The sequence below is a fragment of the uncultured Odoribacter sp. genome, from assembly GCF_937966165.1.
GTDB lineage: Bacteria > Bacteroidota > Bacteroidia > Bacteroidales > Marinifilaceae > Culturomica.
The window spans coordinates 37,901-60,683 of sequence record NZ_CALCLB010000002.1 but is presented as its reverse complement, the minus strand read 5'-3'; the positions used below and the strand labels follow the sequence as shown (position 1 = coordinate 60,683).

At 41.0% G+C, this 22,783-nt stretch carries 16 protein-coding genes and 1 tRNA gene; 10 read left to right on the top strand and 7 right to left on the bottom strand.

Annotation, left to right across the window (positions count from 1 at the left end; all coding sequences use genetic code 11):
- Nucleotide 1 precedes the first annotated feature (1 nt).
- Nucleotides 2–523 carry a hypothetical protein gene (locus Q0465_RS00670; protein WP_298611363.1) on the bottom strand — a complete coding sequence of 174 codons (522 nt, stop codon included), beginning with the start codon at nt 521–523 and terminating at the stop codon, nt 2–4.
- A 163-nt stretch (nt 524–686) separates the two neighbouring features.
- Here Q0465_RS00670 and Q0465_RS00665 point away from each other — a divergent pair.
- A tRNA-Arg gene (locus Q0465_RS00665) sits at nt 687–762 on the top strand.
- 162 nt (nt 763–924) lie between these two features.
- Here Q0465_RS00665 and Q0465_RS00660 read toward each other — a convergent pair.
- On the bottom strand, nt 925–1,896 hold the full coding sequence (locus Q0465_RS00660; RefSeq protein WP_298611360.1) for a D-alanine--D-alanine ligase: 972 nt from the start codon (nt 1,894–1,896) through the stop codon (nt 925–927).
- Between the two features lie 181 nt (nt 1,897–2,077).
- Between Q0465_RS00660 and Q0465_RS00655 the strand changes: the two genes are divergently transcribed.
- From Q0465_RS00655 to Q0465_RS00620, 8 genes are all read left to right on the top strand, one after another.
- A complete protein-coding gene (locus tag Q0465_RS00655) occupies nt 2,078–3,448 on the top strand; it encodes an MATE family efflux transporter (RefSeq protein ID WP_298611357.1) in 1,371 nt (456 codons plus the stop codon).
- Between the two features lie 103 nt (nt 3,449–3,551).
- Nucleotides 3,552–4,487, top strand: a complete 936-nt coding sequence (gene mdh / locus Q0465_RS00650) for a malate dehydrogenase (RefSeq protein WP_298611354.1) — start codon at nt 3,552–3,554, stop codon at nt 4,485–4,487.
- A gap of 139 nt (nt 4,488–4,626) precedes the next feature.
- Entirely contained in the window at nt 4,627–5,070 is a 444-nt protein-coding gene (locus Q0465_RS00645) for a retropepsin-like aspartic protease (protein ID WP_298611351.1), read from the top strand.
- A gap of 228 nt (nt 5,071–5,298) precedes the next feature.
- Entirely contained in the window at nt 5,299–8,289 is a 2,991-nt protein-coding gene (gene secDF, locus Q0465_RS00640) for a protein translocase subunit SecDF (protein ID WP_298611348.1), read from the top strand.
- 152 nt (nt 8,290–8,441) lie between these two features.
- The gene (locus tag Q0465_RS00635) at nt 8,442–10,139 is read left to right on the top strand and encodes a [Fe-Fe] hydrogenase large subunit C-terminal domain-containing protein (RefSeq protein ID WP_298611345.1); all 1,698 of its coding nucleotides are present in this window, start codon (nt 8,442–8,444) and stop codon (nt 10,137–10,139) included.
- Between the two features lie 28 nt (nt 10,140–10,167).
- Nucleotides 10,168–11,358 (top strand): SpoIIE family protein phosphatase, encoded by a 1,191-nt coding sequence (locus Q0465_RS00630; RefSeq protein ID WP_298611342.1) that lies wholly within the window; start codon nt 10,168–10,170, stop codon nt 11,356–11,358.
- Nucleotides 11,359–11,425: 67 nt separating this feature from the next.
- The gene (locus Q0465_RS00625) at nt 11,426–12,844 is read left to right on the top strand and encodes a monomeric [FeFe] hydrogenase (protein WP_298611339.1); all 1,419 of its coding nucleotides are present in this window, start codon (nt 11,426–11,428) and stop codon (nt 12,842–12,844) included.
- 360 nt (nt 12,845–13,204) lie between these two features.
- Complete coding sequence (locus tag Q0465_RS00620; protein WP_298611336.1) at nt 13,205–14,884, top strand: hypothetical protein; 1,680 nt, start codon at nt 13,205–13,207, stop codon at nt 14,882–14,884.
- A 203-nt stretch (nt 14,885–15,087) separates the two neighbouring features.
- Here the strand turns inward: Q0465_RS00620 and Q0465_RS00615 are convergent, their stop codons facing one another.
- Both Q0465_RS00615 and Q0465_RS00610 read right to left on the bottom strand, forming a co-directional pair.
- On the bottom strand, nt 15,088–17,235 hold the full coding sequence (locus tag Q0465_RS00615; RefSeq protein ID WP_298611470.1) for a cation:proton antiporter: 2,148 nt from the start codon (nt 17,233–17,235) through the stop codon (nt 15,088–15,090).
- Nucleotides 17,236–17,511: 276 nt separating this feature from the next.
- Nucleotides 17,512–17,877, bottom strand: coding sequence for a hypothetical protein (locus tag Q0465_RS00610; protein WP_298611333.1), 366 nt, complete (start codon nt 17,875–17,877; stop codon nt 17,512–17,514).
- A gap of 242 nt (nt 17,878–18,119) precedes the next feature.
- Between Q0465_RS00610 and Q0465_RS00605 the strand changes: the two genes are divergently transcribed.
- A complete protein-coding gene (locus tag Q0465_RS00605) occupies nt 18,120–18,335 on the top strand; it encodes a hypothetical protein (RefSeq protein WP_298611467.1) in 216 nt (71 codons plus the stop codon).
- A gap of 107 nt (nt 18,336–18,442) precedes the next feature.
- On the opposite strand, the gene Q0465_RS00600 is transcribed toward Q0465_RS00605, so the two are convergent.
- From Q0465_RS00600 to Q0465_RS00590, 3 genes are all read right to left on the bottom strand, one after another.
- A complete protein-coding gene (locus Q0465_RS00600; protein ID WP_298611330.1) occupies nt 18,443–19,711 on the bottom strand; it encodes an adenylosuccinate synthase in 1,269 nt (422 codons plus the stop codon).
- A gap of 294 nt (nt 19,712–20,005) precedes the next feature.
- On the bottom strand, nt 20,006–20,461 hold the full coding sequence (locus Q0465_RS00595; protein WP_298611327.1) for a Fur family transcriptional regulator: 456 nt from the start codon (nt 20,459–20,461) through the stop codon (nt 20,006–20,008).
- A gap of 12 nt (nt 20,462–20,473) precedes the next feature.
- A complete protein-coding gene (locus tag Q0465_RS00590) occupies nt 20,474–22,663 on the bottom strand; it encodes a RelA/SpoT family protein (protein WP_298611464.1) in 2,190 nt (729 codons plus the stop codon).
- Between the last annotated feature and the right edge of the window lie 120 nt (nt 22,664–22,783).

Genomic DNA, 22,783 nt, shown 5'->3' with positions numbered 1-22,783 from the left:
ATCAATATTTTTTTAATTCCGATAAAACCTGTACAATTCCTGCGACCAGTTCTCCAGTATCCCGGACCCCCTCTAGCATAATATCCGATTCAAAATCAGCTTTTACCTTTCCGATTTTACATTTAGCCAAAGATGTTTTTAAAATATAATCGATCAAAGCAGACGAACGGTCAGACAGATCCAGCAACAAATCGTAAGGAGTACTCAATATAGGGTAAACACCTGTATTCAATATTTTCCCTCCGAACCCCAAATCTTCATTCCGGACATATACAACGTCCTTATGAAGAGTATAGGAAAAAGAATCCGGAACAAAACATAGCTTATCAATTTTCACTCCTCTCAACTCTTTGGTCAATGTCTTTATCCATTCTGTATCCTGTGCATTAGCAACCCAAAAGATCAATGCCGTTTTCATCGTATCCGCATTGTGAAATTCTTTATCCCGTTTCGTCTCCTCCATTTTCTTTAACAAAGCGCTCACTTTCATCCGATGAAAAATACCTTTAAAAATCTGTTTCATACTCCCATACATTTCCAATCTATTGACAAATATAATCATTTAAGTGTTCTTCTGCTAATTTTGTTATTTTTACAACACCAAAATGCTTCCTTTCAAAAAAAACAACAAAAAACTTGCAAAATAAAAATCTCTCCTCTATATTTGCACCGCTTTACAAAGCAACGGACTCGTAGCTTAATGGATAGAGCACTTGGTTACGGCCCAAGAGGTTGTGGGTTCGACTCCCGCCGAGTTCACCAGAGGGAATGAAAAATCAACTTATTATGATTTTCACTCCCTCTTTTATTTTCCCCAGTTTTCGCTTCATTATTCGTACTTTTAACTTACTTTACATGGAAAGATAAAAAAAATAGCATACCGTTTTGAGGGATATGCTATTTTTAGTGAATAGAGAACTGTTTTTACAATTTCTCTTCGATAATTTCTGTCAGGACATCTTTTAACCGGGCTCCCGCAACTTTCACCATTTTAGGAATGAAACTGTTGGCTGTCATACCAGGCGTAGTATTTACCTCCAGCATAATGACATCATTCCCCTGAACAAATCCGTCTACCCGGACAATTCCCTCACATCTCAGTATATCATATATTTCAGAAGTCATTTCTTGTATTTTTTCTGTAATTTCATCCGGAAAACGTCCCGGGATAATTTCATCCGACAGACTGGCATCATACTTTGCATCATAATCGAAAAACTCTTTTTTAGGTACGACCTCGGCTACAGGAAAAATTATTTTCTTTCCCTTTGCTTTATATAATCCGCAAGTAAATTCGGTCCCGTCTACAAAAGCTTCAACGAGGACCTGCGGACATTTTTCAAAAGCTTTAGCCAGAGCTTCATCGAAAGCCTCGGCTGTTTTCACTTTCGAAACCCCGAAGCTGGACCCTTCTGCATTCGGTTTTACAAAACAGGGCAGCCCTACTGCTTTCAAAACAGCTTCCCGGTCATACTGCTTTCCCCGGAATAAAATAACCGGATTTGTAGTAGGAATGCCAAATGCCTGCAAATAATTGGTACAAGTGTATTTATCAAAAGTAAGGGCCTCGCCTAAGGTGGAGCAGGTTGAATAAGGAATTCCCATCATATCCAGATATCCCTGCAGCATTCCATTCTCTCCCGGATTTCCGTGAATTGTGATATAAGCATATTCAAAAGCGATCTTTTGTCCCTCATATTCAAAAGAGAAATCATTTTTATCAACCTTATATTTTTGTCCGTTATATTCAACCTGCCAGTCCCTCCCCCTCAAAATCATCAGATACTTATTAAACCGTTCTCCATCTATTTCGGCATAAACGTGATGACCGGATTTGATAGAAATCTCATATTCGGAAGAATTCCCCCCTGCAATAACTACAATATTTTTTTTCATTTCTTTTCAGTTTTAATTTATGCTTCATACTAAACAAACACTTCCAATAAATTACATAACAAATGTTTCCATACGCAACGTTCTAGACAAAAGAGGCTCAAAAGTACAAAGTAAATCTTAATTTTCAACTTTCAGTTTTCAATAATTTCCTAACTTTGCAGCCACACTGAAAAATCGTCTTATGAGAAAAATAACGGATCTTACTCAGGGGAGCATCGTCCGTAATCTGTATGTTATGGCAGTTCCCTTGATTTCGTCTTCTTTCATACAGATGGCATACAGCATGACGGATATGTTATGGCTGGGACATTTAGGTAGTGATGCGGTTGCTGCAGTCGGGGCGGCGGGATTTTTCGTATGGCTTTCCAATGCCCTCTCTTATATGACCAAAACCGGTGCAGAAATTACCGTTTCACAATCCATCGGAGCCCGGGATACAGGAAGGGCTGCCATCTATGCCAATCATGCCCTCACACTTTCTGCTCTGATTGGCCTGGGCTATGCTATTTTTACCTATGTCTCCGCTCATTTTCTCATCAGCTTCTTTAAATTTGATACTTCTATCTCCTCACTATCCGTAAATTATTTGCAAATTGTTGCTCCCGGTATCTTTTTTCAGTTTAATAATAATACCTTCAGCGGTATTTATAACGGACAGGGAGACAGTAAAACCCCTTTCCGGATTACAGCAATCGGTTTAGTGGCCAATATCGTACTCGACCCTTTATTTATCTACGGTTACGGGCCCTTCCCCCGTTTGGGGACTGCAGGAGCAGCAATAGCTACCGTTCTGGCCCAGCTGATCGTGTATTCTTTCTTTGCTTACCGGATATTTTCCAATCGTTTTCCTTTAGGAAAAATGTATTTATTTACTTCTTTAAAGAAAAAAACGGCCGGCCGGATTATTTTTTTAGGCTTACCCGTCAGTCTGCAAAATGCTTTATTTTCGATGTTTTCCCTGACACTTGCTGCTTTGGCAGCCCGCTGGGGAGCCATTGGAGTAGCAGCCCAAAGCATAGGCTCTCAGATAGAAGCTCTTTCCTGGATGACGGCTACTGGTTTTTCCACAGCTTTAGCTGCCTTTGTCGGTCAGAATTTCGGAGCCGGAAAATACGAACGCATCCGCAAAGGATACCGGCTTACCTTGTATATTGCAGGCAGTATAGGACTCGGAGCCGGTATTCTTTTTTTCCTCTTTAACCGGGAAATTTTCAGTATATTTATTCCCGAAGCAGAAGCCGTGGAAGCAGGAGGAACTTATCTGAAAATACTGGCATTATCTCAGCTTTTCATGGTTACAGAACTCGTTACCCAAGGCGCTTTTAACGGATGCGGACGTACGATTCCTCCCTCCCTTACAGGCATTCTGTTTACCGGAGCCAGAATCCCGCTAGCCTGGTATCTTTGCTCTTTTCCTTCCCTCGGTTTAAACGGGATTTGGTGGAGTATAACCCTTTCCAGCATTTTAAAAGGAACCCTACTTCCGCTTTGGTTCCTTTATTTTCAAAAAAAGACATTAAATGCTAAAAAAATTAAAGAAAAAATTCTCTAATATTATTAGCGGATATTAAAAAAAAGGCCTAAATTTGACGTCGATAAGAAAGGGATCTAAAAAAGATAAAAATCTTACGTATAACTATAAAAATTATTTCAAAATGAAAGTAACAGTTGTTGGAGCAGGTAATGTTGGTGCAACATGCGCGAACTGTATTGCTCAGAAAGACATTGTCAATGAAGTGGTTCTTTTGGATATTAAGGAAGGTGTTTCCGAAGGGAAAGCTTTGGATATGTGGCAAACAGCTCCTATTAATATGTATGATACCCGCATTAAAGGTGTCACCAATGATTATACGGCAACTCAGAATTCAGAAGTAGTTGTAATTACTTCCGGTCTGCCGCGTAAACCAGGTATGAGCCGTGATGATTTAATTTCAACGAATGCCGGTATTGTGAAATCTGTAACAGAAAACATTATCAAACATTCTCCGGATGCCAAAATTATCATTGTCTCCAATCCCTTGGATGTAATGTGCTATTGTGCCTATCTGACAGCTAAAATCGACTCTTCACGGGTATTCGGTATGGCCGGGATCTTGGATACAGCCCGTTACAAAGCTTTCTTGGCTGAAGCTTTAAACATTTCCCCGAAAGACATTCAGGCTTTATTAATGGGTGGACACGGAGATACAATGGTTCCGCTCCCCCGTTATACAACTGTTGCAGGCATTCCCGTGACGGAGTTAATTGATGAAGAAAAATTAAATGCGATCATCGAAAGGACAAAAGTCGGAGGAGGTGAATTAGTTAAACTTATGGGTACTTCTGCCTGGTATGCTCCCGGAGCTGCTGCTGCACAGATGGTGGAAGCTATTATCCGGAATTCCAGAAGAGTATTCCCGGTTTGCGCCATGCTGAACGGAGAATACGGTATGGAAAATATTTATTTGGGCGTACCCGTTATCCTGGGTAAAAACGGTATTGAAAAAATCGTCGAAGTTAAATTAAACGATGACGAAAGGCAACTATTGGAAAAATCCGCCGCTGCCGTTAAGAACGTTATGAAAGTATTGGATGACATGAAAATGTTCTAATATCTTCTATTTCTGAATTCGAAATGAATCCGGAAAAGAAATCGTAAAGCCGTGAGCAAAAAACACTGCCATCTGTTTCCTTGCCCACGGCTTCCTTATTTAAGCCCGCCAACTTTTCCCCATTATTGCGACAACAAAAATGAGAAGAAAAAAGACCGTTCCGATTACAGTACCTATTGAGATCGTTGAGCTGGAAGATCATAGCTATCATATTCTGGTATCGGTTGCCATTAACGGCATCGCAGGAGATATGATTATTGATACAGGTGCTTCCGTTACAGTTGCTGACCGCCAGTTATTCCCCAATCCCCCTGAGCCCGATGAAGAAATAAAAATTCAATCGGGCAGCATTACCGGAGAAATCAACGATGTTCAGGTTATGCATACAAAAAGCTTTCAACTGGGGCCCGTTCAACTGAAAAAAATATGCATTGCCCTTATCGACCTGGAATATGTCAACAAAATGTATAAAAAACATTTAAACAGGAAAATAATCGGTTTACTTGGTTCGGACTTCTGTATCAGACAGGGCGTCATTATCGATTACCCTCATTTAACTCTTACAATCAGCCAACTGGAATAAAACATCTGTTTTTCCTGAATAAAGAAGTTCGTTTACATCGTTTTTCTTTCCTCATTTTCTCTTTCTTATTTCCAGATCTTTTTCAGACATACGACTTCTTTTTTAAATATCAACTTCGGATAAATCAGAAATAACAGTGATTATTTCAAAAAAATATTATACTTTTGCGCATTAAATCTTCGTGGAAGAACAAATAAAGTTTAAGTAATATAAAAAACAATTTTTAAAATGCGAAACAAAGGAGCGATAACACTACTCACGATAGCGCTCGCGCTAGTGAGTGCTTACCAGTTGTTTTTCACTTTCAAAACATCCCAGGTGGAGAAAGCAGCCCGGATATATGCCGCCGGCGATTCCGAGAAAGAAAGAGCATATCTGGATTCTATTGCTAACAAGAATGTATACAACTTTCTGGGGTTAGTAAAATTTACGTACAAGGAATGTAAGGAACTGGAACTTCCGTTAGGTCTTGACTTACGGGGCGGTATGAACGTTACGATGGAAGTTGACGTGGTAGATGTAGTAAAGAGCCTCGCAAATAACAGTCAGGACCCGGCTTTCTTAAAAGCATTAGACGAGGCTGTAAAGATGCGTACGACAAGTCCGAAAGATTTTGTAACGCTGTTCGGGGAAGCATTTACCAGAATTGCTCCCAATGCTCAGTTGGCTTCTCCTGATATTTTTGGTACTGTAGAGTTAAAAGATAAGATTAAAGTGGGTGCCAGTAATAAAGAAGTGTTAGATGTGATCCGTAAAGAAGCTGACGGAGCCATTGACAACACTTTCAATATTCTCCGCACCCGTATTGACCGTTTTGGGGTTGCACAGCCCAATATCCGTAAAGCAGATATCTCTGGCCGGATCAATATTGAATTACCGGGTATCAAAGATGCTCAGCGGGTAAGAAAACTTTTACAAGGAACAGCAGCTCTCGAATTTTACGAAACTTATGAAAATGCAGAGTTTTTCGAGAATTTAGTCAAAATCAATGAAAAGGTAAAAGAACTGCAACGTTCTGCAGACATTTTGAGCCTGAATAAAGATACCCTTCAATTAAGCGAAACGCTTGAAAAAGAAACGGTAACAACAGATACTCCGGACGAAGGTTTAAAAGCACTTATTGAACAAACTTCAAAAGATTCGCTTAATTCTATAAATGAAGAGGAAATGAGAAAACAAAACCCGCTTTTCTCACTTCTCATTCCGGCACAAGGACAAGATGGTTCTTTCCGGCCGGGATCCACGATAGGATATGCTTATCTCAAAGATACTTCAGCCGTCAATGCTTTATTGGCTCTTCCGCAAGTAAAAGCGTTGATACCCCGTAATGCGCGTTTATTATGGGAAATGAAACCGATGGGAGATATGGTCGCCTTGCATGCAATAAAAATTACGACCCGTGATGGAAAGGCTCCTTTGGATGGAGGTGTAGTGGTAGATGCCCGGAAATCTTTCGATGATCACAATGGAGGTGCTCCTGTTGTATCTATGAACATGAACGGAGAAGGTGCTAAAACCTGGGCCCGTTTGACAAAAGACAATATCGGACGCAGTATTGCGATCGTTTTGGACGGGTATGTGTGTTCTTCCCCTACGGTGCATTCCGAAATTAAAGGAGGTAGTTCCCAAATCAGCGGTAGCTTTGATGTGAAAGAAGCAGAAGACCTGGCAAATATTCTGAAGTCCGGTAAATTACCGGCCCCGGCCCGTATTATTGCTGATGAAATCGTCGGACCGTCTTTGGGACAGGAATCCATTCAAACCGGTATGTGGTCTTTCATCATTGCTTTTGCATTGGTATTATTTTACATGCTTTTCTTCTATAGTAAAGGTGCCGGTCTCGCTGCCGATATTGCTTTATTGGCGAACTTATTTTTCCTGTTTGGTATTCTGGCCTCCATCGGAGCTGTACTTACCCTGCCGGGTATTGCAGGTATCGTGCTGACCATGGGTATGTCGGTAGACGCTAATGTATTGATCTACGAACGCATCGAAGAAGAAAAGCGGGCCGGTAAAGGTTTGAAATTAGCAATCAAAGAGGGATATAAAAATGCTTATTCGGCCATCATCGACGGTAACGTAACGACTTTATTAACCGGATTTATCCTGTATTATTTCGGAGAAGGCCCGATTAAAGGTTTCGCAACAACTTTGATTATTGGTATTTTTTCATCTCTGTTCTGTGCCATTTTCATTACCCGCTTGATACTGGAACGCGCCTCCAGCAAGAGAGACAATGTACCTTTTACGACCGTCTTTACACAAAATTGGCTGAGGGATGTAAAATTCCCCTTCTTACAAAAACGGAAAATTTCTTATATTCTTTCCGGCACTGCAATTGTTCTTTCTGTCGTTTTCCTGTTTACCAAAGGCCTGGATAAAGGTATAGACTTTGTAGGAGGTAGAACTTATACAGTAACTTTCGACAGGCCCGTACAGGTAGAAGACGTTGCTGCAAGTCTGGCAGAAGTATACGGGAGTGCCCCTGAAGTAAAGACATTCGGTGGAGAAAACCAGGTGAGAATTACGACAAAATATAAAATTGATGCCGAAGGAACGGAAGTAGATGACGAAGTAGAAACCTTACTGTATGAAGGTTTAAAAGACTACTTACCCGACGGAACCAGCCGGGAACAATTCCTGGAAGTTAATCGTCAGATGTCAGAAAAGGTCGGTCCTGCTGTAGCAGAAGATATTACCCGTGCTGCAATTTGGTCGGTTGTACTGGCCTTGCTGGTTATCTTTGTCTATATCATGTTCCGTTTTTCTCAATGGCAATACGGAGCCGGAGCTGTCATCGGTCTGGCCCATAACGTCATCATTGTAATGGGAGTATTCTCAATATTCTCCGGAATATTACCTTTCTCCCTGGAAATTGATCAGGCCTTTATCGCCGCTATATTGACGGTAGTCGGATATTCTATCAACGATACGGTAGTGGTATTCGACCGTATCCGGGAATATCATACCCTCTATCCGAAACGGGATGATATGTCCGTTACAGACGCCGCTTTGAACTCTACCTTGAGACGTACTTTCAGTACTTCCTTATCAACAATTGTAGTACTGCTTGCTATTTTCATTTTCGGCGGTACTTCTATCAAAGGATTTATATTTGCCTTATTGGTAGGGATCTGCGTCGGAACATATTCGTCCCTGTTTGTCGCCACTCCGATTTCTTACGATCTGAGACGGATGTTTGATAAAAATAAAAAATAAAATACCTCTTTTACTTTAAAAAGCCACCTTCGGGTGGCTTTTTTGTTCTCTGCAAAGTTGTTAAAGTAGGGGAATCCGTAAACAAATTGCAACCTTTTTTTTACATTTGTAAGAAATGCATATTTCACCATTCCACGAGTTTTATTGATAGCATGAAGCAAAGACCAGTTTACACAGAACCTGAAAATTGTCAGGATTGTTACAAATGCATACGGGAATGTCCGGTAAAGGCTATCCGGATTGAAAACAACAAGGCTTATATTATTGCAGAACGCTGCATCTATTGCGGGCATTGTACGCAGGTATGCCCGACCGGAGCAAAGAAAATCAGAGACGGAGTACCGGCCGTAAAGGAAATTCTCAAACAGCATAAGCGGGTTATACTCTCTTTAGCCCCCTCTTATGCCAGTGAATTCGGGGATTTACCTGCTTCTTCCCTTATAGCTGCTATCAAGCGTCTGGGTTTCAGCGATGTATCGGAAACAGCTTTGGGAGCCGAATTGGTATCTGCTGCTGTAAACGAATATTTATTGCAATCTCCCGGTGGTATTTATATTTCTTCCGCCTGTCCTGTGGTAGTAGAGTACATCCGGAAATACGCTTCCGGCCACATTTCTTCCATCACCCCTCTATTTTCTCCTTTACTTGCACATGCCCGTTTTTTAAAAAAACAATACGGGGAAGATATCAAGGTTATTTTTGCCGGCCCCTGTATTGGAAAAAAGACAGAAGCCGATAACTTTAAAGAATTGGTAGAAATAGCCATCACCTTTAAAGACTTAAAACTATGGATGGAAAAAGAAGGGATTCATCCGGAAACAGAAAAAGGGGAAGGAATGCAGTTTATACCTTACAAATCCGGGAAGGGAGCACTTTATCCAGTTGAAGGAGGTATGTTGGCAGGTATAAACGGAGAGGACAAAAAAATTGTAAAAATGGCATTTTCGGGTATGGAAAACATACAGGACGTCATACGTAACCTGGACACTTCTCCCCGTAAAGATACTCTTTTCTTAGAACTTCTATCTTGTAAAGGAGGCTGTATAAACGGACCCGGGAAACTGAGTTCTTCTTCTTTAGCTATCAAACGGTACGATGTCACCCGGAAAACGGATTTAGAAGACAGAGATAAACGGTTAGATTTGTGTGAGCTCACCAATTATTATAAGGCAGATCAGCAAATGAAGGAAGAACATTACAGTGAGAATGAAATTTTACAGGCTTTAGCCGCAGTCGGCAAGACTTCGGCTGCCGATGAATTGAACTGTAGCGGTTGCGGTTATGATAATTGCAGGGATTTCGCAAGGGCTTTGCTGGCTGGTAGGGCTGAAGAGAACATGTGCGTTTCCTATATGCGGAAAATAGCCCATGACAAAGCAACTGTTCTGCTGCAAAAAATTCCGGCCGGCGTTATTTTAGCAGACCTGAATCTGAAAATCGTCGATATGAACCGGTATGCTGCCAATTTACTGGGAGAAGAAACAACCCTGGTATACGATGCGTCTCCCGGACTGCAGGGAGTAGCACTGGAGGATATCTGTTCCTTCTCCGCTCTGTTCAGGGCTGCTCTTTCTACAGGAAAAGAAATCATAGAACGGCAAATCCGGGAAGGAGAGAAAATATGGATGCTTTCCATTTACAATATTCAGCCTCATCGTTTAGTTTTCGGGCTTCTACAGGATTTACGGGAACCTTATGGTAAAACAGAATGGATGATGGGAAAAACCAAAGAGGTGATAAGCAAACATATGGAAACCGTACAAAAAATTGCCTGCCTGTTGGGTGAAAATGCGGCTTATACGGATGCGACCCTACGGGCAGTCATGGAAACAATGAAAGGAAAAGAATAATCCGTAGAGAACAAAACAAACGATCAGTATGTTGAACAGTCTTCCAGAAATTTTTATTGAGGTCGATTATTTTCAAAAAAATAAAGCCGGGAATCCGGTATGCGGCGACAGTTTTATGTCACAGAAACTGAAAGGGGAAGGGCGAATTATAGGAGTTTTATCGGATGGACTCGGCAGTGGCATAAAAGCGCGGGTTCTTTCTGCCATGACGACGACAATGGCGATGAATTATACAGCAATGAATGAAACCATACTCCGTACGGCCCGGTCAATTATCGATACTCTCCCAAAAGACGAAATAAAACAAATCGGTTATTCCACGTTTTGTATAGTGGATATCGATTGTTTCGGAAATACCAAGATAATTGAATACGAAACTCCTCCTTTTTATCTTTTCAGAAAAGGAGAGCGCTTACACATTCAAAAACAAAGAATTCCGATCGAACGTTCCGACTTAGCCGATTCTTACCTTTGGATATCCGAATTTTGTCTGGAAAAGGAAGACCGTTTGATCTGTTTTACGGATGGAGTAAGTCAGTCCGGAATGGGTTCGGAGAAACTTCCGGCCGGGTGGGAAACGGAAATTGAGGCCTATATTCAAAACCTGCTTCTCCGCCAGCCCGGTATTTCTGCTGAAGATTTATCCCGCCGTATTGTCATTCAAGCTGAAAAAAATGATGGTTATACTTTAATAGACGATGCCAGTTGTTGTGTCGTCTATAACCGTACTCCACGTAATTTGTTGGTATGTACCGGTCCTCCTTATGATCCGCAGAACGATAGTTATCTGGCAATACGGGTAAAAGAATTCCGGGGTAAAAAAGTTATCTGCGGCGGCACAACCGCCTCCATTCTGGCCCGGGAACTACACGTTTCTGTAAATGCCCTTCCCTGTCAAATTTCTGTAAAAGAGCCTCCTCTCTCCACTATGGAAGGAATTGATCTGGTTACGGAAGGCATATTGACATTGAGCCGGGTAGAACGGATTCTTTCGGGAGAAGAATCCGGGAAATCCCAAACAGAAGGAGCCGCAGAGCAGCTGGTCAAATTATTACATAACAGCGATCAGATAACCTTTATCGTAGGTACCTGTATCAATATTGCACATCAGGATCCGAATTTGCCGGTCGAATTGGAAATCCGCAGGAATGTTGTAAAGAAAATCAAATATTTATTAGAGACAAAATTCCTGAAAGATGTGGAAATTACATACCTTTGAGCCTTTAAAACAAAAGACAACAGTTTTTATCTGAAAAGCTAAATCATAAATTGTAAATCGATATCATATGTTATACGATAACTTTGCAATGCTCACCAAACGGGAGTTACTGATCAGAATTGTAAAATTATTAAAAAATGATGAGTTAGTTACAAAACTGAAATATCTGCCGGTAGAAATGCGTCCCCGCAACAAAAAGCCGGTCAGATGCTGCGTGCATAAAGACCGTTATATCTTAAAACACAAAATTATTTCCATACTGGGATTTGATATCGTAGACGAAGAAATCGATCTGATTCACTTATCGGAATTCGCCCGTATGGCTATGGCGAATAAAAATACCAAAGAAAATATTCTTTCAGTAGTACACGAAGCCTGTAGTGCCTGCATCCAGTCCCAATACGCGGTTACAAATCTTTGCCGTGGCTGTGAAGGGCGTCCCTGTGTAATGAATTGCCCCAAAACGGCAATTTCTTTTAAAGGGGGTAAAGCTTCTATTAGTACAGAAGACTGTGTCAGTTGCGGATTGTGTCAGAAAGTTTGTCCTTACCATGCTATCGTATATACTCCGGTACCTTGTCAGGACGCTTGTCCCGTAAAAGCAATCGACAAAGACGAAGAAGGGATCGAGCATATCGACAAAGATAAATGCATTTATTGCGGAAAATGTATGCAGGCCTGCCCCTACGGAGCAATCATGGAACGTTCTAAAATCATTGATATACACAAAACGATCACACATCCGAATAAAAAAATCATTGCTATCGTTGCTCCGGCAATTTACGGACAATTCAATGCTTCGGCCGGACAGATTTTATCCGCCATCAAACAAATTGGTTTCGACGATGTCATTGAAGTAGCGCTCGGAGCTGAAATAACGGCCAGTAAAGAAGCAGAAGAACTAAGGGAAAGAATGGAAAAAGGAGCCTCTTTTATGACTTCTTCCTGTTGTCCGGCTTATACGGGATGGGTAAATAAGCATGCGCCCATGCTCAAACCGTATGTATCCGACACGCGCAGCCCCATGGTCTACGCTGCTCGTTATGCCAAGGAAAAATATCCGGAAGCCGAAGTTGTTTTCATCGGCCCTTGTCTGGCAAAACGCTACGAAGCAGACTCCGTAACGGAAGTGGACTATGTGATGAGCTTTGAAGAATTAGGAGCTTTTATGGTCGCTTACGATATTAATGTAGCCAATTGCAGTGAAAAAGATCTCAATGAAGGTGTAACCCGTTACGGAAGGGGTTTTGCCCAAGCCGGAGGAGTCCGCGATGCCATTACCAATGCAGTAGGGAATGAGGTGACTACTATGGCCGTAGAAGGATTAGATAAGAAAAACCAAGCCCTGTTAAAAACCATGATAAAAAAGCCAGAAGCCCAATTCGTGGAAGTAATGGCCTGTGATGGAGGATGTATTAACGGTCCTTGTTCACTTGCTCCCCTCACCCTGGCAAAACGCCAAATAAAAAAAGTATTGGACAAATAAAGGCTAATTCGCAAAAACTGTCTTTAAAGAGGAAATCACAATTTATACCGATAAGGGGGAAGTAGCCCCCTTATTTATTTTACCTTTCTAATTAAGAATTTTCATTTCTTTACTGAACATCAGTTATACTTTCCGTATTTTCCCTTTTTCTCTACTTGTTCATTTGAGGATTTGTTTTACTAATTTTCCAGACAAAAAAAACCATTCAAATAAATATATAAATTTTAATTATTTATCGGCGAAAACATTAAATTTGTTGCGTTTCCTGTCTAACGATATTATTCGTCCTGTAACAGCAACAAAACAAAAACCTATTATTCATTCACAAGCTTGTTAATTACAGGCTAAAAATCACAGATTATGATAAAAAAACCTTTCACGTGGGTCATTGCCCTGATTATTGGAGGCAGTTGTTTCTTCAATGCATGTAGCGATGACAAAACAGAAGAAACCCCACCTGTAGAACCAACCTTAACGCTTACTGCCGGAGAAGTTACCCAAAATTCGCTGAAATTTGCAGTTGAGCTTAAAGATGCAGATAAATGTACTTACTTTTACACGGAAAGCAATGCATCCGTACCAAGTGTTTCGGACATACTTGCTTCCGGGAAATCCTTGTCCGTATCCGATACTGTTTTAATCGAAGACTTGAAGGCCGGTACAACCTACCGTATTTCAGCCGTTGCAGAGCGGGAAGATCTTTTTGGAAAAGTAGAATCCATCGAAATGAGTACGTTGACACCGACCCCCGTACCAGTCGTTACGCTGACGGAAGGTACAACCGGAACAGATACACTTACATTCCATGTAACGCTGACCAATGCCGAAAAAGCAGCTTATATTTGCAAGGAAAAAACCGATGCGCAGATGCTTTTACCGAATGCTGAAGAAATCATCAAAAACGGGACGGCAATTGTCCAGGCCGGAGAAGTGACGGTTGGGGAATTGAATGCAAACACCACTTATGTGATTGCAGTAGCTGCAGCAAACAAAGAGGTATTTTCTGAGGTCCCGTTTATCGAGATGACGACAGACGCTATAATCAGCGGTCCTGCCGTCTTCGACCGTCAAGTGGCCGGTGCCTATTACGGAGATATCCATGAAACCGGTTATGCTGAATATCATTTCGTACTGGCAGATGCAGAAACGACAGAGAACGACGGTGTATATACAACTGTGGGCGCAGGACGTACCATGAGCTTCGACTTGTATCAATTTTCCCCTTATAATCTTGACAACATCACTCTTCCTGCCCGTACCTACCGATACAACACCAATTACGGTATGAATACTTTTGCACCGGAGAAGACTTTTTGCATGGTCAACAACGGTAAAGGCAAAATCACGAAAATTGAATTCAAAGCCGGAACAATCGAAGTTGATTTAATCGGTACCAACTATACAATCACAGCCAATCTTACAACCACAGCCGACGAAGAATTCACGGCCAGTTACAGTGGTACATTAAATATCGAAAATAAGGCGAAAGTACCGGAAGGCCTTCCTCAGATTGAAAAAGACATTACCGGATTAAATTTTATACGGGCACTGGCTGCATATTACGGCACTTCCCGCGTCGATAATTGTATTGTAAACCTTTACGATGTAGAGCCTAAAGTGTCCGAAGGTTCCGATTACCTTTCAAAAGCCGGACACCTTGTATCCCTCGATCTTTCGACAGCATTATCTGAACAGATGCAACTACAGGAAGGTACTTATACAGCTTCTAAAACCTCTGAGCCGGGTACATTCCTGCCGGGTTATGATGAAGAATTTATGGGCATGGTACTTCCTTTAGGCACCTATTGCGAAGAACGGAATGACAGCTATGAATCGATTTACGGTCGTATTACAGATGGTACGGTAACAATTTCGAAAGTTACTGAAGGGTATCGTTTCGTCCTCAATTTTACCACCGACAAAGGTTATAAAATCTCCGGAAACTATGAAGGAAAAGTAGAGTTTACCGACAAACGTTCCAACGGATCGAATATTCCAGCTGCAGAAACGGCTAAGGCTCTGAAAATCCGCCGTCAATAATTTATTTAAGTTAAATAAAACCGGCCGGAGCATAAGTTTCGGCCGGTTTTATTCATTTGTCCGGTATAGATAAAAGGCGAAAATATTACCCTATCAACAAAGAGGCATATCTGTTATAGAATTAAAAAACAAATACCCGTCAAATACGGATTAAATATAAAACAGATTTTACCACATGCAGTTGTAAAAACCAATAAACCATATTATTTATTTCTTTTGAACAAACGCCGGAGTACACTGGCTAAATCCTCTCCTTCTGCATTATGCACCATTGAAATACTCCGGAAAGTTCCCGTTTCTTCTTCCCCGACGCCCATTTGTACGGGATAGATTAATACACAATTATTGGTTTGAAAATATTTATTCATATAAGCCGGAATCAAAGCCATCTGTCTGGAATAAGAAGAAAAATTACGACGGCTCATCACAACCATTAAAGCATCATCCGGTTTCACATCCCGGGATATGATCAGAAAATCATCCCAGTTGGTAAATTCAATAAATTCCGCACTGACATTATGTCTGGCTTGTACGTCTTTTAAAATAGAAAGTAAAGCTGCATTTCCGTAAAAAACGATTTTACTATTTGTATTGCGAACCATATTCCATACTCTCACTAACCAATAAGGGAAACCGACTTCCAGTTCTGCATTTTCCGGAATCAGCATAATGTATCTTTTCAAGGTTGACAAAGGTTGTACCGGCCGGTATACAAAAGTAGTGGTAGCACATTTTGCCACAATCCCTTCAACCAGTTCTCCCAAAAAAGTATTTGTGATATCAGAAGCTTTACGTAGCCCTAAAACAATATCGGTTATTTTATGTTCTTTTACCACATTTTTTATTCCGTTCACTACATTTATATCATAACGCATCAAAGTATGAATCACGTCATCTGTTGCAGCAGCGGTCTTGGCTGCCTTATTTAAAAGGGTCTGGGACCTTTTCTCTGCAGCCCTGTCATTGCTGTCCGATTTTATAATACTGAGAGCCATCATCGTAGCTTTACACTTCTGGGATTTCACCGTGACTCCCAAGCTAATCAATTCTTCTACGGTTTCTATATTACTTAAAGGGATCAGTATACGATCTTCCGTATCGCTCTTATCAACTAACTCTTCCCCTGCCATTTCTGCCAAAGCTACATTCTGAGCTCCTTTTTGAGTTACAAAAGAAGCAATCGTACAAGTTACCAATATCATGATAATGGTTCCGTTCAGCACATTCTCATCCAATAACCGGATCGGTTCTCCCGTAGAAGAAGTACCGAGAATTACCTGATATCCTACCATAACAGCAGCTAATGTTGCCGCAGCCTGGGCATTAGACAAGCCGAACAGCAACCGTCCTTCATCCCGGGTATAATGAAGACTTTTCTCGGTCACCCAAGCCGCAATATACTTCGCAGCAGTTGCAATGACACACATGACAATGGCTACCCAAAGAGAATCCCATCCCTGGGCAAAAACGCGGTAATCCACTAACATTCCCACTCCAATCAGGAAAAAAGGGATAAAAAGGGCATTCCCGACAAACTCAATCCGATTCATCAAAGCAGAAGTATTGGGAATCAACCGGTTCAATGCCAAACCGGCCAAAAAAGCCCCGATCACATCTTCCAATCCTGCCACTTTCGCCAGAAAAGAAGCCAGGAATACCAATGCCAGAACAAAGATATACTGGGCAATATGATCCTCATACTTTTTAAAAAACCACCTTCCCAACATCGGGAAAATAATCACTACAACCGCAATAAATACAATTGTAGAAATCGTTAATTTTACCCAAAACTGTCCATTGATATCTCCTGTAGACATGCCGACAATCACAGCTAAAACCAACAACGCCAGCAAACAGGTAACTACCGTCCCACCTATGGAAATATTTACAGCCCGGTTTTTAGTCACCCCATATTTACTCACAATAGGATAAGTCATCAAAGTATGGGAAGCAAACATACTGGCCAGTAAAACAGAAGTCGGCCAGCTAAAATCCAAAAGATATATTCCGGCAAGTGTTCCCATGATCATCGGGATAAAAAAAGTCAGCAATCCGAAATACATACTTTTATTATAATTCTTTTTCAAGTCGGCTAAATCTATCTCCAATCCTGCAACAAACATGATATAAAGTAATCCGACTTTTCCGAAAAGTTCGATGCTGCTATCCCGGGCCATAATATCCAACCCATTCGGTCCTATAAGGGCTCCTGCAATAATCAATCCGATCAGATCCGGTATTTTTAAACGATAAAGTAAAATAGGAGCCAACAAAATAATAAACAATAATACCGAAAATATTAAAACCGGATCCGTTAACGGGAACTGCAATACACTTTGTAACATACTCATGTTCATTAATAAACAGGTAACTTTTTCACAACGGACAGCGACCTGCATTCATTTACTTTCTCAACGACCTGCTTAAATCCCTATTCAACCTTCCACGACAGACGGGTAGGCCCGTTGAATTACCATCACTCTTAAAATACAAAAATACGATAAAAAAGTGGGATTGGGAAATTCCGATAAAGCAAGGAATATTCCCGTTATTGATAATCCCCCGGGGACGGGGGAAGGTGCTAAATTTAAACTTCAGGCTAGCAGATACGACAGTTTAGTTCCAATTTACAGGATGACACAATTACAACCTGAAAAAGAATCTTTCACTTCAGTGATTTTACCGTCCTCAACTATCAGATAATCAATATCGCCCAACGAACCGATAATATACCTCTCTGCCGTATTTAATTTATGGCTGTCTGCGAGAACAATTGTTCTGCAGGCCCGTTCCAACATCAACCGTTTGATTACTGATTCTTCTCTGTCGGGAACGGACAAACCGATCTTCGGATGAACACTGCACACACCTAAAATCAACCAGTCGGCACGGATCATTTGTAATACCTGAAATACAGGAACCCCGACAGTTACTTGTGAATCTCTGAAAACCGTCCCTCCAAAGAACACCACTTCGATAGCAGAACGTCCCATTAATTGAGCAGGAATACACCCGGCGTGGAATTCACATCACTCCGCAGGATTTAAACGGTATAGAAGAGTATTCCGCTTTTCCGAATTTAAAATCGATTGTCAGTTCAAAAGGATTTTTCCGTTATGCTCCTGTCATGACAGGAAGCGTTGAAGGACTGCAATACCTGAATAAAAAATACGACGTACTGATTGTATCCTCAGCTACAGAGTTCCTGAATTGCCTGGATGATAAACAAGCATGACTGAAGGAACATTTTCCATTCATCTCCTGGCGTCAGCTGGTATTTTGCGGAAAAAAGGACAGTATTACGGGAAATATCATGCTAGACGATCATCCTAAAAATCTTTCATATTTCCAAGGAGAACGATATATATTCACACAACCCCACAATATAAATATTGAAAACTCCACTTATCACAGGGGATACAGCTGGAAGGAAATCATGGAAAACTTATAACACCCCATCATTTCTGCCCCAGCAGGAACACTTTTCCACTCATTTATTTGAGGATCACATAATTAATGTAATCCTCTTCTATTCATCAAATCCTTTAAAATAATATCTTATTCTTCGTACCTCATTATCGTTTGTTCACGATCGGCGCCGACAGATACAATTTTTACCGGGACTCCGGTCTGTTCCTCTATAAAGCTTACATAAGCATTAAACTCTTCCGGGAATTCATCCTCAGAAGTCATCTTTGTCATATCTGTTTTCCAGCCAGGGAATTCCTCGTATACAGGTTCTATCCCTTCGGTAACTTCATAGGGGAACTCTTCAGTAATCTCATCGTTAATCTTATAAGCTACACAAGCTTTTATGGTATCAAAAGAATCCAGGACATCGCTCTTCATCATAATCAATTGAGTTACCCCATTAATCATGACAGCATATTTCAGAGCAACCAGGTCCAACCATCCGCAACGACGGGCCCTACCGGTTACGGAACCGAATTCATGTCCTAAAGTAGACATGGCTTTGCCTACTTCGTCGAACAGCTCCGTCGGGAAGGGGCCACTCCCTACGCGGGTACAATAAGCTTTAAAAATACCATATACTTCTCCGATCCGGCGGGGAGCAACGCCTAAGCCTGTACAAGCGCCGGCACAAATTGTATTGGAAGAAGTAACAAAGGGGTAAGAACCGAAATCGATGTCCAGCATAGTCCCCTGGGCTCCTTCTGCCAATACGGTCTTACCTTCTTTCAGCAAATTATTAATGACATGTTCGCTATCAATCAAAGCAAATTGTTTCAAATATTCGATAGCCTCAAACCATTCTTTCTCCAATTCTGTAATATCGTATTGATAATTCAGGGCTTTCAGTATTGTTTCGTGTTTTGCTTTTGCCTTTGCATATTTTTCAGGAAAATTATGCAGGATATCTCCTACCCTTATGCCGTTCCGGCTAACCTTATCTGTATAAGCCGGTCCGATTCCTTTTCCTGTCGTACCAATTTTAGCATCTCCTTTTGCTGCCTCATAAGCAGCATCCAACATACGATGTGTAGGTAAAATGAGGTGGGCTTTTTTAGAAATACATAACTGCTGACGGATATCGTGACCGCTTGCGGCCAAACCTTCTGCTTCCTGTTTGAAAAGCAAAGGATCCAGAACTACTCCATTTCCGATAATATTCATTTTTCCACCCTGAAATATTCCGGATGGAATAGAGCGCAAAATATATTTTTCTCCAGCAAACTCCAAAGTGTGACCAGCATTCGGACCTCCCTGAAAACGGGTTACCAAATCATACTTCGGTGTTAGAACGTCTACCACTTTTCCTTTCCCTTCATCTCCCCATTGTAATCCAAGTAACACATCTACTTTCATTTGTATTATTTTATTAAAATGATTTCTGATTATCCTATAATAATTCAAAAATCGAGTTATAATTATTACTATTTGCCTTACCTTCTTTTTTCATTATTCAACGAAATGGCCAGGCTTTCTTTCACTATATCACATAAAAATTGTTTCTCCGGGGAACATTGCCGAAAAAACACAAACGTACAAAGTTAATCTTTTTAAAAGAATTTCTATCTTTTCCTTTCTCTTTTTACAAGATTAAATTTTGCAGCATACAGTCTTTTTCCCTGAACAGCCGATACTTCCGCAGCGATATTTTTATTTTTTTCCCAACTGACAAGACTTACAAATACCATAGATATACATTAAACGATGGTGTACAGAAAAGTTACGCTTCCCGGCAATATAATCCGTTATTTCATCCAGGCGATTGTCAGAAAATTCTTCCACCTTTCCGCATTTCAGGCAAATCAGATGTTCGTGCCGGTCGTTATTATATGCTCTTTCAAACTGAGCGGTATTATTTTTAAACTGATGTTTGATCACTAAATTACAATCCAGTAATAACTCTATTGTATTATAAATCGTCGCCCGGCTTACCCGATAATTCTTTTTATTCATTGCCATAAAAATGGATTCAACGTCAAAATGTTCGGGACGGGAATAAATTTCTTCCAATATGGCATAGCGTTCCGGTGTTTTCCGGCAACCTTTTTTTTGCAGGTAAGCTGTAAAAACTTCCTTTACCACATCTTTCATTTTCCCTGTATTCATTCGTAAATAACATCAATTTTCAAGATTCTCTACCCGGGATACTTTTTCGACTCCTTTCAGAGAAGATATTTTGGAAATCAAACGATTCAAATCGGCTGTATTATGTACATACACATGAATCATCCCTTCAAAAATACCATCTTTCGTCTCAAAGTGTATCATCCGCATATTTACACTGTTTTCTTTGGATATAACCGCAGTGATATCGCTCACGACTCCCACTCTGTCAATACCGGATAGCTGCATGATAGCTGGGAAAGACATGACTTTGTGAGTTACCCACCGCACGGGTACGATCTTATCTCCATAGCTGGACATCAACCGGATAGCTTCCGGGCATTTACGCTTATGAACCATCACTTTTCCTCCGATATTGATTCCCACCACATCGTCTCCCGGTATAGGATTACAACAAAGGGAAATGACAATATCGGTATTTTCGTCATTTACCTCATCCTCCCGGCTATCCCTGTTTTTCCGGTCTTCGTTATCCCTGTCACTCCAAAGGAATTGCAGCTTCCAATACTTCATAAATCTATTTTCAGCTTTCTTTTTCAACTCCTTTACGATCTGTTCTCTTGTCAGCGCGTTTTTAGCAATCTCAGCATACAAATCCTCTTTATTTTTCAACTTCAACTGCGCCAGTATTTTTTTCAGGGGCTCGGATGTAGAAGGTAATTTCAGTTCTTTTACAATCCCGTCAAATATGACAATACCCCGCCGGATCTGATCTTTTCTTTCTTTTTTAAATGCCGCATCAATATGGGATTTCGCCTTTGCCGTTACGACAAAATCCAGCCATTCCCTCTGGGGCTTTTGTCTGTCACTGGTCAGCACCTCTACCTGATCTCCGCTTTGAAGCACATAACTCATCGGCACCAACTTATGATTCACTTTGGCTCCGATACAGGTATTCCCGATCTCTGTATGTATATCGTAAGCAAAGTCCAAAGCGGTTGCTCCTTTAGGTAAAGTCTTCATATGTCCTTTAGGGGTAAACACCCGGATTTCTTTAGCGAAAAGATTCAGTTTAAACTCATCCAGGAATTCCAAAGCATCGGAATCAGATTGCTCCAGCATTTCCTTAATCCCGGCAAGCCATTTATCCAATTCAGAATTGCCTTCTCCTCCCTCACTTTTATATTTCCAATGTGCAGCTAAACCTTTTTCAGCGATCTCATCCATCCGCTGGGAACGGATCTGAACTTCAATCCACTGACCAGAAGGCCCCATCACAGTTACATGCAAAGCTTCATATCCATTCGCTTTAGGCGTGCTTACCCAATCCCTGATCCGCTCCGGCTTCGGCCGGTATAAATCAGTTATCAGAGAATAAATATTCCAACACTGCCACTTTTCAGGTTGCTCTGTTTTAGGATTGAATACAATCCGCACGGCCAGTAAGTCATAGATTTCATCAAAACTGATATCCCGTTTCTGCATTTTCAGCCATACCGAATACACACTTTTAGTACGGGCGGTTATGGTATATTCATACCCGTTTATATCCAACTTTCCCCGGATAGGTTCAATAAACTTTTCAAACAAACCGGAATATTCCCTGTGGTAAGCTTCTATTTTTTTATCGATTACTTCGTATTCTTCTGGATGCTCGTATTTTAAACTCAAGTCTTCCAATTCTGTCTTAATGGCATGAAGCCCCATACGGTGGGCCAGAGGAGCATAAATGTATAAGGTCTCGCTGGCAATTTTTACCTGCTTATGTTCCGGCATAGAAGATAACGTACGCATATTATGCAAACGATCGGCGATTTTAATTAAAATCACCCGCACATCATCGGCCAAAGTCAGGATCATTTTCCGAAAACTTTCCGCCTGCTTACTGGTATCCGATCCCATTACCTCCCGGATCTTCGTCAGACCGTCTACCAGAGAAGCGATCTTCGGACCAAATAAACTGGCAATATCATCAACCGTATACTCAGTATCTTCCACGACATCATGCAACAAGGCGGCTACAACAGATTTCGTTTTCAGCCCGATCTCCTTTGCCGTTATTTTGGCGACAGCTATCGGATGCAAGATATAGGGCTCTCCCGACCTTCTTTTCATCCCTTTGTGGGCCTCATTGGCAAAATCAAATGCCTTCTTTATTAACTGTTTACTTTCCTTTGTTGTACCGGGCCATAGTGAGGCGAGCAAATCGTCGAAAGCATTTTTTATTAATTCCTGGTCTGTCATCATCTCCTCCTTTACTACAACTAAAAGAAATAAATTCCCTTTTTCTGATCCTTGCCTGCCGGGAACCTATTTTCATCTCTTTTAGAAATTGTCAGCAAGCTATCTCAAAGATATAAATTC

Bases quoted from the DNA above. Each gene is read 5' to 3' on its own strand.
- Q0465_RS00620 (WP_298611336.1), top strand. From the start codon at position 13,205: ATGATAAAAAAACCTTTCACGTGGGTCATTGCCCTGATTATTGGAGGC.
- Q0465_RS00645 (WP_298611351.1), top strand. From the start codon at position 4,627: ATGAGAAGAAAAAAGACCGTTCCGATTACAGTACCTATTGAGATCGTT.
- Q0465_RS00660 (WP_298611360.1), bottom strand. From the start codon at position 1,896: ATGAAAAAAAATATTGTAGTTATTGCAGGGGGGAATTCTTCCGAATAT.
- Q0465_RS00600 (WP_298611330.1), bottom strand. From the start codon at position 19,711: ATGAAAGTAGATGTGTTACTTGGATTACAATGGGGAGATGAAGGGAAA.
- Q0465_RS00615 (WP_298611470.1), bottom strand. From the start codon at position 17,235: ATGAGTATGTTACAAAGTGTATTGCAGTTCCCGTTAACGGATCCGGTT.
- Q0465_RS00655 (WP_298611357.1), top strand. From the start codon at position 2,078: ATGAGAAAAATAACGGATCTTACTCAGGGGAGCATCGTCCGTAATCTG.
- Q0465_RS00625 (WP_298611339.1), top strand. From the start codon at position 11,426: ATGTTATACGATAACTTTGCAATGCTCACCAAACGGGAGTTACTGATC.
- Q0465_RS00610 (WP_298611333.1), bottom strand. From the start codon at position 17,877: ATGGGACGTTCTGCTATCGAAGTGGTGTTCTTTGGAGGGACGGTTTTC.
- Q0465_RS00595 (WP_298611327.1), bottom strand. From the start codon at position 20,461: ATGAATACAGGGAAAATGAAAGATGTGGTAAAGGAAGTTTTTACAGCT.
- Q0465_RS00635 (WP_298611345.1), top strand. From the start codon at position 8,442: ATGAAGCAAAGACCAGTTTACACAGAACCTGAAAATTGTCAGGATTGT.
- secDF (WP_298611348.1), top strand. From the start codon at position 5,299: ATGCGAAACAAAGGAGCGATAACACTACTCACGATAGCGCTCGCGCTA.
- Q0465_RS00670 (WP_298611363.1), bottom strand. From the start codon at position 523: ATGAAACAGATTTTTAAAGGTATTTTTCATCGGATGAAAGTGAGCGCT.
- Q0465_RS00630 (WP_298611342.1), top strand. From the start codon at position 10,168: ATGTTGAACAGTCTTCCAGAAATTTTTATTGAGGTCGATTATTTTCAA.
- mdh (WP_298611354.1), top strand. From the start codon at position 3,552: ATGAAAGTAACAGTTGTTGGAGCAGGTAATGTTGGTGCAACATGCGCG.
- Q0465_RS00590 (WP_298611464.1), bottom strand. From the start codon at position 22,663: ATGACAGACCAGGAATTAATAAAAAATGCTTTCGACGATTTGCTCGCC.